Annotated in this window: 11 protein-coding genes; 4 read left to right on the top strand and 7 right to left on the bottom strand. The window is 40.3% G+C overall.

The genetic code is table 11. From position 1 onward, the window contains the following. Positions 1-8: 8 nt before the first annotated feature. Both ABD769_RS10480 and ABD769_RS10475 read left to right on the top strand, forming a co-directional pair. Positions 9-653, top strand: a complete 645-nt coding sequence (locus ABD769_RS10480) for a LutC/YkgG family protein (RefSeq protein WP_344851373.1) — start codon at positions 9-11, stop codon at positions 651-653. 249 nt (positions 654-902) lie between these two features. Next, positions 903-1,979: a 3-oxoacyl-ACP synthase III family protein gene (locus ABD769_RS10475; protein WP_344851372.1), complete on the top strand. Its 1,077-nt coding sequence runs from the start codon at positions 903-905 to the stop codon at positions 1,977-1,979. Here ABD769_RS10475 and ABD769_RS10470 read toward each other — a convergent pair. The 5 genes from ABD769_RS10470 to ABD769_RS10450 all read right to left on the bottom strand — a co-directional run bounded on the left by ABD769_RS10470 (position 1,976) and on the right by ABD769_RS10450 (position 6,338). Next, positions 1,976-3,463: a YfgM family protein gene (locus ABD769_RS10470; protein WP_344851371.1), complete on the bottom strand. Its 1,488-nt coding sequence runs from the start codon at positions 3,461-3,463 to the stop codon at positions 1,976-1,978. The genes ABD769_RS10475 and ABD769_RS10470 overlap by 4 nt on opposite strands. Positions 3,464-3,634: 171 nt before the next feature. Further along, a complete protein-coding gene (locus ABD769_RS10465; protein WP_344851370.1) occupies positions 3,635-4,378 on the bottom strand; it encodes a zinc ribbon domain-containing protein in 744 nt (247 codons plus the stop codon). Continuing rightward, positions 4,378-5,475: a Nif3-like dinuclear metal center hexameric protein gene (locus tag ABD769_RS10460; protein WP_344851369.1), complete on the bottom strand. Its 1,098-nt coding sequence runs from the start codon at positions 5,473-5,475 to the stop codon at positions 4,378-4,380. Before ABD769_RS10460 ends, ABD769_RS10465 begins: the two co-directional genes overlap by 1 nt. 168 nt (positions 5,476-5,643) lie before the next feature. Further along, positions 5,644-6,030 (bottom strand): TM2 domain-containing protein, encoded by a 387-nt coding sequence (locus ABD769_RS10455; RefSeq protein WP_029985343.1) that lies wholly within the window; start codon positions 6,028-6,030, stop codon positions 5,644-5,646. A 5-nt stretch (positions 6,031-6,035) separates the two neighbouring features. Beyond that, positions 6,036-6,338 (bottom strand): DUF2752 domain-containing protein, encoded by a 303-nt coding sequence (locus tag ABD769_RS10450; protein ID WP_344851368.1) that lies wholly within the window; start codon positions 6,336-6,338, stop codon positions 6,036-6,038. A gap of 230 nt (positions 6,339-6,568) precedes the next feature. On the opposite strand from ABD769_RS10450, the gene mfd reads away from it, so the two are divergent. Continuing rightward, positions 6,569-9,907 carry a transcription-repair coupling factor gene (gene mfd, locus ABD769_RS10445; RefSeq protein ID WP_344851367.1) on the top strand — a complete coding sequence of 1,113 codons (3,339 nt, stop codon included), beginning with the start codon at positions 6,569-6,571 and terminating at the stop codon, positions 9,905-9,907. A gap of 28 nt (positions 9,908-9,935) precedes the next feature. Beyond that, positions 9,936-10,154: a DUF3820 family protein gene (locus tag ABD769_RS10440; protein ID WP_025141651.1), complete on the top strand. Its 219-nt coding sequence runs from the start codon at positions 9,936-9,938 to the stop codon at positions 10,152-10,154. Positions 10,155-10,327: 173 nt separating this feature from the next. Here ABD769_RS10440 and ABD769_RS10435 read toward each other — a convergent pair whose 3' ends face one another. Next, positions 10,328-11,044 (bottom strand): DsbA family oxidoreductase, encoded by a 717-nt coding sequence (locus tag ABD769_RS10435; protein WP_344851366.1) that lies wholly within the window; start codon positions 11,042-11,044, stop codon positions 10,328-10,330. A gap of 199 nt (positions 11,045-11,243) precedes the next feature. Next, positions 11,244-13,940, bottom strand: a complete 2,697-nt coding sequence (locus tag ABD769_RS10430; protein WP_344851365.1) for a M14 family metallopeptidase — start codon at positions 13,938-13,940, stop codon at positions 11,244-11,246. Positions 13,941-14,168: the final 228 nt, after the last annotated feature.

Raw genomic sequence — 14,168 nt, 5'->3', positions numbered from 1 at the left:
TTTTTTATATGAAGGATAATACGACAGCGAAAGAACAAATACTAAAAAAGATAAGAAAAGCCCTCTTAGAAAAGCGCGAAAATCCTTATCCTAATTTAGAGGAGAGCGCTTTGTATAAAAAAAATACAGAGGAGCTGGAAGTACTATTTGCCGAGCAGCTTACTGCCATATCGGGTAATTTTATTTTCTGTGAAGATGGGATCGACTTTTTTGAAAATATGCTCCAGCTGGCCGATAAATATAAATGGCGTAAAATATACTGCTGGGAACCTGAACTGCAACAGTTTTTAAGCAAATACGAATTTCCGTTTTACCAAACCGATAAAGATTTTGAGCAGGCAGAAGTAGGCATTACCCTTTGCGAAGCATTGGTTGCCCGCAACGGAAGTGTAATGGTGAGCAACAGCGGTGCTGCAGGCCGGAGGCTGAGCATTTTTCCACACCACCACATTGTAATTGCAAAAACAAGCCAATTGGTTCTGGATCTTAAAGATGGTTTTCAACTGTTAAAAAATAAATACGGCAACCAGATCCCCTCCATGATCAGCAACATTACCGGACCGAGCAGAACTGCCGATATCGAAAAAACATTGGTTTTAGGAGCACATGGCCCCAAGGAACTATTTGTATTTTTGATTGACGATTTTAGTTAAACGTTTTTAACTAAAAATTAAGCATCATACTGCTCCACTCCGTAAATTACCCAAAAATATTTTTAGCTTTAAATCGTAAAAATACACCATATAAAATGTGTAGTATGACGACTAAATCTGACCAGAACAGAAATGTTATTAAAGCCGCTTTTGGAAAATAAACTTTGCTAAAAACAAATATATTTTCGATTATCGAATATAATTGATATTTTTATACTACATACCGTTTTAGTATGCGGTATTATAATTATGAGCAAAGTGATAAATACGGTAATTGCCGGTACTGGAAGTTATATTCCACAGAATGTTATTTCTGGTAACGAATTCTTAAATTCGACGTTTTTTGAGAACGGAACCCGTTTAGACAAAGAGAACGCGGAGATTATTCATAAATTCTCTGAAATTACTGAAATTGTAGAAAGGCGTTATGCATGCCCTGAACAATTAAGTAATCATATCGGTGCAAAAGCTGCAGAAAAGGCTATAGAAAATGCTGGTATAGACAAAGAAACTTTAGACTATATTATCTTCTGCCATAATTTTGGAGATATTCCTTTAAACAGTAACCGCAGCGATATCTTACCCTCGCTGGCATCAAAGGTAAAACAGCAGCTGGGGATTCATAACCCTGATTGTGTAGCTTACGATCTTATTTTTGGTTGTCCGGGATGGGTTCAGGGGGCAATACAGGCTGATTATTACATTAAAAGCGGCGATGCCAAACGTGTGATGGTTATTGGTGCAGAAACCCTGAGCCGAATTATCGATCCGCACGACCGCGACAGCATGATTTTCTCAGATGGTGCCGGAGCGGTGATTTTCGAAGCAGAAGAATCAACCGAAAAAAAGGGAATACTGGCCCATAAAACAGAAACACATGCTGTAAACTATGGCAACCTGCTAACCATGGGCAAAGGATCACATCCTGATGAGACCAGCGGTAATTTCTACCTTAAAATGAATGGCCGTAAGCTATATGAATTTGCGGTTGTACAGGTACCACAGGTGATTAAAAAAGCCATTGATAAAGCAGGCTTGAGCGTAGAAGACATTAATATTGTGTTTGTGCATCAGGCCAACGGTAAAATGGATACTGCTATCATGAAGCGTCTATTTAAACTTTACGATAAAGATACAGTACCTGAGAATTTGGTACCCATGACGATTTCGTGGTTGGGGAACAGTTCGGTTGCTACCGTACCAACCTTACTTGATCTGGTACTAAAAGGAGAAGTTAAAGGCTATAAAGTTAAAGCAGGTGATGTGGCTGTTTTTGCCTCGGTAGGGGCGGGCATGCATATTAATGCTTTTGTACACCGTTTTTAATTCGCCAATCTTCTTAATCCGGCTTTGGCCTGGCTTTCGATACTGCTTTCAAACTCATGGTTTTTCATGGCAATGGCAGTATTGAAAGCCTCTTTAGCTTTTGCATCATTCTTCTTTCTCTCGTAAAGTTTGCCCATTTGCAAAGCTGCATTGGCCGCAAAGTAATACTTCAGGTTTTTACCTTCATCAATCGTTTCCTGGTAAGCGGCCAGGGCTTGCTCATCTTTGCCTAAATCATCGTACACCCTTCCCAAACGGTAATTAAACTCCGTTTTATCTTTATCATTGGTATAATCTGTAGCTTTTTTATCATCCAACAGCTGCAATGCCCTGTTTAAATAACCTCCATCAAACAAAAGCCTGGCTTTTAAAAGATCAACTGTGGGTATTCCGGCAGCGGCTTCGCCTTTAGCCTGTTTATCTTTTTCCATATAGGTATAACCGTTTTTAACTGCTTTGGCGGCAAATGCAGTATAACCGGCTTTATCTCCCTTCAGCAGCGAGATCCACCCTAAATGGAGGTAAGCGTCCTTTACAAAGTTTACGCCTTTTGTAGCCTGTAAAAAGCGGTTAAAACAGGTAGCAGCGTTAAGATCTAGTTTGTTTAAGTGTGCAATCCCTTCAAGGTAATCCAGGTAAGGAAAGGGCTGATAAACGCCACCTTCAGGCCGTTTGGCTAAAATGGCTATGGCCTCATCGCTATGTGAATTTTTAATGCATACATAACTTTGCAGATAACTTTTAAGCAAACTGGTATCGGCAATCCTCTCAGTATATTTCATGGTTTTGGCGTAAGCCTGCGGACTGTGTGCCACATCTGTTAATACATAGGCGTAATAAAATACCACTTCTTCATAAAACGGCTCATATGTTGATTTTGGCAGGTTATTGGCCAGCTTTTCGAACATATTTAATCCGCTTTGCAGGTTTCCTTTTATACCAAAGGTAGAAAGTGCAGTTTTTAAAGCACCATCGGGTAAATTGCCCAAAACGGCATTAATCAGGCCTAAACCTTTTAAATTCAGGTGAAAATTCGGGAATTTTTTATTGTTCTCCTGTAAAAGGCTGTTCGCTCTCTTAACTTCCATGGCGGCGTTAAAATATTCGCCAAAACGGCCTCTGATCAATGCCCATTGTAAATTGATCTCTGCCTGTGCATACAGGTAATAAGGCGAATTTTTATCGTCATCGCTGATCTGATCCAGCCGGGATGATTTATTACCTTTTAAACGGTCGAAATCGGCTTTGCTCTCTGAAGTAAGTACTGTAAAGTAATCAACGTAATTTTCGAGAAGCGGAATAATCGAATTATTTGGATGCTGTTTCTTTTCGGTCGAAATATATGCCCTGGCATTACCCAGTTTCAGTTCGAAAATGCTTTTGTAGGCGTTTAAGCAATTGTTGTTAAAATCGAAGTTTGCAAGTGAAAAAAGAGGAGAGAGGAGCAGGGCAGAGGTTACAAAAAAACGGAAGCTTTTATTCATTCGGGATTCTATTTCGGTTTGGTTCTGTGCTGCTGCAACAGCTTCACATGTTAACAAATATCTACATTAAACGCTAAAATCTTATTCTTGTTTTGTGTGAGCAAAAAACAGGCCTAAACAAAAAACGTCCCGATTAGGATCGGGACGTTTAAATTATTTTAATATTCTTGATTAACCTTCGGCTACCTCGTGGGTTAAAGCTTCATCAACCAAAATACGGCCGCAGTGCTCGCAAACGATAATTTTTTTACGCTGACGGATATCTAACTGGCGTTGAGGCGGAATCTGGTTGAAACAACCTGAACAAGAATCACGGTCGATGGTTACTACAGCCAAACCGTTAATTGCATTTTTGCGTAAACGTTTGTAAGCAACCAATAAACGTTCCTCAATCTGAGGCTCAGCTTTATCAGCTTTCTTTTGTAAATCCTGCTCTTCTTTTTCAGTTTCTGCAGTAATTACATCCAATTCGCCTTTTTTAACTTCTAAATCTTTCTTTCTGCCATCCAGTTCAGCTTTTGCAGCTTCGTAGATTTCAGTTTTAGAGTTGATTTCGAAACCATGTTCCTTGATCTTTTTTTCAGAAACCTGGATATCTAAACCTTGAATCTCAATTTCTTTAGTTAAAGCATCGTATTCACGGTTATTTTTAACTTCTTTTAATTGAGTATCGTATCTTTTGATGGCCGCTTGCGCATCTTTAATTGTATTTTTACGGGTTACGATCGAATCCTCAAGATCATCTAGTTCGCCTTTGATTTTTGCAATTCTAGTTTCTAATCCTAAAACGTCATCCTCAAGATCGGCAACTTCCATTGGTAATTCACCACGTACCTGGCGGATCTTATCAATTTTTGTGTGGATATTTTGTAATTCGTATAAAGCCTTTAGCTTTTGTTCTACGGTTTGTTCCATTAAAACAAGTAATTTATGGGGTTTGTATTTTGCTCCGTTAAACGGATTGCAAAGTTAGTAAATTTTTTCTGAATAATTTCAAGCAATAAATTTGAGGTAAATTGTTCAGTTTCAAAGTGTCCGATGTCGGCGATGATCAGTTTTTCCTCTGCATCAAAAAACTCGTGATATTTAAAATCTGCAGTGATAAAGGCGTCTGCGCCAGCGGCAATGGCCTCTTTTAAAAGGAAACTACCCGAACCGCCACAAACCGCCACTTTTTTAATCCTTTTGCCAGTTACATCGGTATGCCTAATCACTTTAGCTTGCATCCTGTCTTTTACCAGGTGTAAAAAATCGTAGGCATCCATGTCGTATTCCAGCCAGCCCACCATTCCCGAACCAACCAGCTGGTGTTTATTTTCGATTTTATAAATATCATATGCCACTTCTTCGTAAGGGTGGTTTTCGAACAAGGCGACTAAAATTTTGCGCTCAGCCTGCGTTGGGTACACCATTTCAATCCTTACTTCGGCTTCGCGGTGGCGAACGCCTTTTTCGCCCACAAAAGGGTCAGCATCTTCATTTCCCTTAAAAGTGCCAATACCATCGGCATTAAAACTACACTCGCTATAATTGCCAATATTTCCGGCACCTGCATAAAATAAAGCTGAGCGCAATTGCTCGGCCTGTGCCTGCGGACAGTAGGTAACCAGCTTTTTTAATAATCCGGCTTTTGGCGAAAGCACCTTGGTTCCGGTTAAGCCCAAACGTTCGCAAATCCTGGCATTTACACCGGTATGGATGCTGTCTAAATTGGTATGGATGGCATAAAGTGCAATATTATTTTTAATGGCTTTTAAAACCACCCGCTCTACATAATTTTTGCCGTTCAGTTTTTTTAGTCCTTTAAAAACAATGGGATGATGGGTAATAATCAGGTTGCAGCCTGTAGAAATGGCTTCATCTACAATTTTCTCCACGCAATCCAAAGCCACCAGAGCAGCACGGATTTCCATATTCGGATCGCCTACAATTAAGCCCGAATTATCATAATCTTCCTGATAATTAAGCGGCGCAATGCTCTCTAAGTAATTGGTAATTTCAGCTAATTTCATTCGATAAATATAGAAATTTCATTGTTTTCTTTTTCTGTCATGCTGAGGTACAAAGCAGCCGCTACCGATGAAAGAGATGCTTCGTGCCTCAGCTTGACAGTTTATTTAACAGAAAAATCCGCATCTAATTGATTTAGATCCGGACTTAAATATTAAGATTTAGTTATATTAGAATTTTCCGGGCTGTTGAAATCCGCCGCTCATTCTAACCATTTGCAGGCTTTCGAAAACCATTTTCTGGTTGTGCTCAAAAGCAAGGGTTTTATGATTTACTACGTCGATTATTGATCCGATCAGGCATAAACCTGCTGTTAAAAGGTATAAAATACCCATGCCGATCTGGCCGATAATGAACCTTTGCAAACCCGGAACAGCAAACAGTCCGATTAAGCAGAAAATCAACATATCTGACGGGTTTTTTCTTTTGCTGCTGTAAATCATTAAGAAATTACGCAATTGCTCTTCGGTTAAACCTGTTGTTGCTTGTTGTAAATATGAGTATTCCTCTGGTGTTATACCTGGTAACGACATTAGAGGTGATTGAAATATATCCATGGTTTCTATGTATTTGCTGGTGAAATTTTAAACTTTTTTTTATTTTTTATCAATGTATAAATTCTATAAACGATGATTAAAAGTGCCGGAAACCCAAACCAGTGTTCGGAAAAGCTTTCGGTAAACTCGCCATGTAAAATATGACCAATCGACCTGCCTATACCACATCCCGGACACCAATCCTTAAAACCCAAATTGGCTAAAGGACAAAGTGTAAAATGATGCTCGTGGCCATTCGCTGTTGCCAGTAATACTAAAGCTGTTAACCAGAAAAAAAGTTCTAGCGGAAAGCTTTTAATGTACTTCATTGTTTCACTTTTTATACAATTTAGAGGCTATAGAACTACCTTTGTTACACCGATTTGCCCTTAATCGACGAAAGGGGGATATATTTCGACCAAATAAGCGATCGCATCTAAGAATAAGTTTTCATCTCTTCCGGTATCTGAAGCTCAAATCGTAACCCAGCCAAAAATAGTTAAAAAAACCTTTACACAAATTGCGGGTTAATATTAAAAGATAAGCTTATTTTTGTGCCTTGAACATCCGCGATTTAATAAACAGATACAAAACCGACGATAGGGTAACACAATTTACCAAAGCGTTGAACGCTACCAAAAACCCAAAGATACAATTAAAGGGATTGGTGGGCTCGGCCGATGCTATTGTTGCACTTTCTTCTTACTTCTTATTACACAAACCCATATTATTCGTTCTACCTGACAGGGAAGAAGCTGCTTATTTCCAGTCTGACCTGGAAAGCGTACTGGATAAACAGGTTTTGTTGTTTCCTTCATCTTACCGTAAATCTTTCGATTTTACGCAGGTAGATACAGCAAATGTTTTGGCCCGTGCTGAAGTATTGAACGAACTGAACCATGACTCTGAATATGGAAAAATTGTGGTTTCTTATCCGGAAGCCATCGCCGAAAAGGTAATTGACCGCTCTGCTCTGGAAAAAAATACGCTGGAAATTAGTCTGGGCGCTAAACTGGGTATCGATTTCATCAATGAATTTTTAATCGATTACGATTTCGACCGCAGGGATTTTGTTTACGAGCCGGGGCAGTTTTCTATCCGTGGTGGTATTGTAGATATATTTTCATTCTCTTCTGATTTGCCTTACCGTATCGAATTTTTTGGCGATGAGGTAGAAAGCATCAGAAGTTTTGAAATTGAGAGTCAGCTTTCAGTTGCCGATGTTAAATCGCTCACCATTGTACCAAATGTACAAGCCAAGTTTTTAACGGAAAGTAATATCAGTATTCTTGATTATATTGATCAGGATACCCAACTCTGGTTTAAAGATGTAGAATTTACTTTAGACATTGTTAAAGCAGGATATAAAAAAGCGGTTGAGCTATGGAAAGCATTGCCCGCAGCAGATAAAACTCAAAATCCGGAGTGGATTGACCCTAAGTTTGCTTTTAGCGACGAGAAGTTACTGGGCGATCATCTTCAGGATTTCCCTTTGGTTGAATTCGGCAAGCAGTTCTTTTATAAAACTGATAACCGGTTTGAATTCGAAACCAAGCCACAGCCATCTTTCAATAAAGATTTTAACCTCTTAATTCATAATCTGAAGGAGAATGAAAAAGCAGGGATTGTTAACTTTATTTTTACCGATTCGCCAAAACAGATCGAGCGTTTGTACGCCATTTTAGAAGATATCGACAAAACGGCCAAATTTACGCCAATCAACAGCATGCTGCGCGAGGGATTTGTTGATCCGCAGATCCAGACGGCATTTTATACCGATCACCAGATTTTCGACCGTTATTATAAATACAAGCTTAAAAAGGGTTATCAGAAAAGTCAGGCCATTACCCTGAAAGATTTAAGAGAGCTAAAATCAGGCGATTACGTTACCCACATTGATCACGGCATTGGTAAATACGCCGGACTCGAAAAGGTGGAGGTGAACGGCAAAACCCAGGAGATGATCCGTTTAATTTACGCAGATAACGACCTGCTTTATGTAAACATCAACTCGCTAAACCGCATTGCAAAATACAGCGGAAAGGAAAGTGGCGTACCTAAAATGAATAAACTGGGTACAGATGCCTGGGACAAGCTAAAAAAAACTACTAAAAAAAAAGTTAAAGATATCGCCAGGGATCTGATCAAGCTTTATGCCTTGCGCAAAACCCAGGCCGGAACGGCATTTTCTCCGGATAGCTACTTACAAACAGAATTAGAGGCTTCTTTTATCTATGAAGATACCCCCGATCAGCTGAAAGCTACGCAGGATGTAAAAAAGGATATGGAATCGCCACATCCAATGGATCGTTTGGTTTGCGGAGATGTAGGCTTCGGAAAAACCGAGATCGCTGTTCGTGCGGCATTTAAAGCGGTTGCAGAGGGCAAACAGGCAGCTGTCCTGGTGCCGACCACCATTTTGGCTTTGCAACATTTTAAAACCTTTTCGTCTCGTTTAAAAGATTTTCCGGTTACGGTAGATTATATCAACCGTTTTAAAACCAATAAACAGATTAAAGATACTCTGGCAGAAGCAGCTGCAGGTAAAGTTGATATTTTAATCGGAACACATCGTTTACTCAGCAAAGACGTTAAGTTTAAAGACCTCGGCATCATGATTATTGATGAGGAACAGAAATTTGGCGTTACGGCGAAGGAACGTTTAAAAGCTGTTAGAGTAAATGTTGATACCTTAACACTTACTGCAACCCCAATACCCAGAACACTGCACTTCTCTTTAATGGGTGCTCGGGATTTATCGATCATCAGTACCCCACCACCAAACCGCCAGCCGGTAAGTACAGAATTGCATGTTTTTAACGATAAATTGATCCAGGAAGCCGTTCAGTTCGAATTAGACCGTGGCGGACAGGTATTTTTTATACATAACCGCGTAAACGACCTGATGCAGCTGGGCGGGATGATCCAGAAACTGGTTCCAAAGGCAAGAATTGGTATTGCGCACGGGCAGTTAGATGGCGACCAGCTGGAAGATGTGATGCTCGATTTCATCAACGGTGAAAAAGATGTTTTGGTTGCTACTACGATTATCGAAGCCGGTTTAGACATTCCAAATGCCAATACCATCATCATCAACCATGCGCATATGTTTGGTTTGAGCGATCTGCACCAGATGCGGGGCAGGGTGGGCCGGAGCAACAAAAAAGCATTTTGTTATTTGCTTTCGCCGCCTTTATCTACCTTAACTTCCGAAGCGCGTAAACGTTTAAGCGCCATTGAAGAGTTTTCTGATCTTGGCAGTGGCTTTAACGTAGCCATGCGCGATCTGGATATCCGTGGAAGCGGAAACCTATTAGGCGCCGAGCAAAGTGGTTTCATTGCCGAAATTGGTTTTGAAATGTACCATAAAATATTGGATGAAGCCATACAGGAACTAAAAGAAGCTGAATTTAAAGGCCTGTTCGAAAATGAACCTGTCCGTCCGTTTGTCGGCTTTACACAGGTAGATACCGATCTTGAACTGTATATTCCTGATGCTTATATCACTAATATTACCGAACGGTACAATTTATACACGGAGCTATCAAAACTCGATAATGAAGGCGAACTGGCCATTTTTGAAAAACACCTGGCCGATCGTTTCGGACCGGTTCCGCCGCAGGTAAAAACGATGCTCAGCGTGGTGCGTTTGCAATGGTTGGGCAAAAAATTGGGCTTTGAGAAAATTAGTTTCAAGAAAAATAGTTTGCGAGGATATTTTTTAAGTGATAAGCAATCTGCCTATTTCGATTCGAATACATTCACCAAAATTTTAACTTTTGCGCAGAACCATCCAAGGATGTGCAACTTGAAAGAGGTAAAAAATACACTTAGAATTGCTTTCGACAATGTTAGTACTGTTGAAGAAGCAATCCAGACCTTAGAGCTTATTGATTAAAATGATCAGCACTACCTTAAAATAAAAAATGTTAGACCCAACATTATTGCTCGATTTAGTGAAAATGCAAATGCCTTATGGAAAGTATAAAGGTTACCTGATCTGCAATATTCCTGAAAGTTATTTACTGTGGTATAAAGACAAGGGTTTTCCGAAAGGTAAATTGGGCGATTTAATGGCCACGATGTTCGAAATACGGGTTAATGGATTGGAGTATTTGTTAACACCGCTGAAAAATCAGCGGTGATGCATCATCAAAAGAGTAGAACCTTTAAGTTACCGTCATTTCGAGCGGAGTGCAACGGAGCCGAGAACCACGTAAGTGCTCAGCGAAGCTAAATCTATCTAGACAGATCTCTCTCCGAATATTCGGGACGTTTCGGTGAGATAACGGTATTATTATAATCTGCCGGAACAAACCTATATCTCACAGCCATTTTCATCACAAACCGCATCATCATTTTTATTTAATGAGGTTATTGTCGTTTTAGGTTGGGCGGATTTCCATTCGGTAAAACTTTGGGTAAGGGCATCGGTAAACGCCTGAACAGGCTGAGCACCAGAAACACCATATTTACGATCCATTACGAAATAAGGAACTCCTCTAATACCTAAATTCTGGCTTTCATAAATATCATAACGAACAGCTTCTGCAAATTGATCTCCCTGTAAAACCGCTTCGGCTTCAGCCTTATCCAAGCCAATTTCTACAGCAAGATCTACCAAAACGTTTGTTTCGCCAATATTTTTGCTATTCACAAAATGAGCTTCAAACATTTTTTCTTCGGCTAAATCCTGAAGGTTATATTTTGCTGCCAAATGGATTAAACGATGTGCATTAAAAGTATTTGCAGGGATATTGGTGTCAAAATCCAAAGTTAAACCGGCATTGGCAGCCATATCAACTACTTGTTTAGTCATTTGTTTAGCTTGCTCGACGGGCATTCCTTTACTTCTCGAAAGGTAATCATAAACCGTTTCATTGTTAGTATTATGATACTCAGGATTGAGCTGAAAACTCTTCCAGTCAATTTCGATTTCGTTTTTGAAGGGCAATTTATCAATGGCCTGTTCAAAATGTCTTTTCCCGATATAGCAAAACGGACACATTACGTCCGACCAGATTTCTACTTTCATAACACAAAATTAAGGTGATTATAATTGGCTATGGTAAGGCCAAAGTAAAAAGCCGCTATCGTTCAGGATAGCGGCCGAGAGTAATCGTCATTGCGAGAAGGCTTTTTCAGCCGACGAAGCAATCTTTCCGAGAAGGCCCGCTCGCAATGACGATGTATCCCACTTAACATGAAGATTAAAAACTAGTCGATCTCATCAATTATTTATACAACTGGTTAAATATCAGTTTAAAAGTACCATGAGTTTGCGCCCTGAAAGCTATTTCCGGTCCGAAAGCAAGCAACTTGCCTTTTCCAACCTTTGCTTCAAAGGCCGTTACCCCATCCTGCAGGTAAGCCTGTCCCCAGGCCCAGCCGCTGCGCAATGGTGTTGCATTTTCAAACCACATTAAAGGTTTAATCTTGCCTGAAGCAATGGCATCTCCAGTCAGTTTAAAAACCGGGCTGTTGTCAAAATAAACATCGGCTTCTTTTTCCATTCCCCAGTTTGTTGGTAAAGCGGTATCTACACCTACATTTAACACACTTCCGGGAACGTAATATTTTTCGGCAGGCAATCTTTTTTCTTCACCGTTTATAATTTCAACCATTGCATTTCTTACCGGAAGATTTAAGTGATAAGCCAGGTTGGTACTGCTGCCTATGGTTACAATATTTCCTCCGGCTTCTAAAAATTTCTTTAATTCAGGGATCGATTTATCAGCGCTAATTCTTCCTAAACGGTTTCTGAATTCCTGGGGAATTTCGTCTGCCTTTGGCCCGAAAGATCTGTTTCCTCCACCTGCACCCTGCACCGATGGTATGGCGCCTCCCACAAAAACAATTACATCGTATTTAGATTTTAAATTTCCGGCATCAATGTCCTGCGGATAAATTACTGTGACATTGTAGTGGTACTGCTCCATTAAAAACCTAACCCAACCCGACGCCATCGAGCCGCCATAAGTATCCCAAAGGGCAATTCTGGCTGTAGATACCTTGATTTTATTTTTCGGAGCCGACGCCGTTTTTAATTTGATATTTGTCTTTTCCAATACTGATTTTCCTGCTGAAGAAACATAAAAATCGCCATTTTCGGAAGAACGGTAAACTTCAACCTTATTCTTTAACAAATCATTAACTGCGGTGTAAGAATCATTTTGTGCAGCGCTCAACACATAACCCGATCCATTTGGCAATTTATTTTCTGGTTTTAATAATTCTCCGTAAGGATTTTTCTCAAACGGACCTGAAAAATCGTCCAGAATGCGGTCAAATTTCACATCCATCAGGTATGCCAAAGTCCAGCCGGCGGCATCATAAGGCGGAATGGGTGCACCACCTTCGTATTTAAAATCATTTGGGTGATCCTGCGGTTCGAACATATCCAAAACATGCGGACGGAAAGCCTGATCGGTTTTTACCACATAACTTCCGGCCGGATAATTTTTACCTGCAACTGTAAATGAAGCTGTTGCTTTTTGAACCATAATTCCTGTTCTGATCAATGCATTTAAAAATTTAATGGCAGAATTAAAATCAGGCTGATCGGCACTTAAAATATACCCTCGTGGATCCCGGTTTGCAGGCGCTTTCATCACCGTATCAAAAGCTTTCATGCTGATTTGCCTTCTCGGTCCAAAATCAGCATCACCACCAGCAACCGGAGCACCTTTTTCACCCTTAGCTGCATTGTTAATGGCTTCAATTTTCTTTGGAGAGAAAGACCAGGTATCTTTTTTGCCTCGTTCAATCGAATTCCGGCCCATCTGGTAAATATTAAACAGCAACTCATCACGGTAACGCTGTGCATAACCTAAAACTGCGTAGTTTAAAGAAACTGAATATTCGATCGAGTTTTTAAAATACCATTTTCTGGGCGTAATCGGGTTTGGCGAATCGCCACTTGGCAATAAACGGGATGGAACCAAAGGAATTTCTGATGGGGTAGGATTCCCGATAATTTCGGTCAACAGTCCGACCATATTGTGGAAATAGGTGGTAGTTCTCAGGCCGCCATTGTACCAGGTAGAATATACCGATCCGCCACGCTGGGTATAACCAGGTTTGTTTTCTACGTTCATGCGGTTGTGCATGGCCGCACCAACGGCATCTAAACTCGTTAAAATTGTAGGATCAAAAACATAATTAAAAGGGTCGCGGTAAGGCGGACCAGCCACAACCGTTCCCGCCGGGCCAGCCTGATGGTGGTTATACATAATCTGCGGAATCCATTCTACAAAAAGCTGACGGCCGATATTTTGCGTTTCTTTGAGGTTTAGCATAAAGAAATCACGGTTATTATCATGCCCGGCATATTTCTCATACAAAACAGGCAGTCCGGAAGTGGTTCTTTTCTTCGGATCTTTATCCCTCATGTACCAATTGCTTACCAATTCCTGCCCATCAGGGTTTGCGTGAGTAAACAAGATGATCACATTGTCTAAAATGCGCATGGTTTCGGCATCTTTTCTCGAAGCAAATTCATATACGGTTTCGATCAGCTGATGCGCGCCAACCACCTCATTTGCGTGCAGGCCGCCATCAATCCACACTACTGCTTTACCTTCCTGCGCCAAAGCTTTGGCCTGCTCAGGGGTAATTTCTGCATGCGCCAGTTGTTGTGAAATTTCTTTATAACGGTCTAATTTCTTCAGGTTTTCTGGTGAAGAAACAATCAGCATATATTGGCTTCTGCCTTCTTCGGTTTTACCGATATCAACCAGTTTAACACGATTAGAGCTTGTAGCAAGTTTTTTAAAATAGGCTTCTGTTTGGGTGTAATTGGCCAGTTGATAATCGTCGCCGATATCAAAACCGAAATGAGATTTTGGCGTGGGTACCTCCTGCGCCGGCACTGCATCACTATTTACCATTAAAAAAGCAATGCAGAGCCCTTTAAAGTAGTTTTTTATCATAATAAGGAGTTTAGTTGGTAATCAAATATAATAGAGAATCTGATCCAAAAACAGCTTGCTGTAAATTTGTTACAAGTGATTCCATAAGCATTATTAACCACAGATAAAAAAGATGCACACAGATATAGGTGTTTATGCCAGTTCATCTAATTTATTATGTAACGCGTCGTTGAAATATTTTAAGGCACTATGCTGGCTTACTTTGAAAAAACGAACAGGTTATACCGA

Source organism: Pedobacter jeongneungensis (genome assembly GCF_039538295.1).
Taxonomy (GTDB): Bacteria; Bacteroidota; Bacteroidia; order Sphingobacteriales; family Sphingobacteriaceae; genus Pedobacter; species Pedobacter jeongneungensis.
The sequence above is the reverse complement of the archived record's forward strand: the minus strand, read 5'-3'. Positions and strand labels throughout refer to the sequence as shown.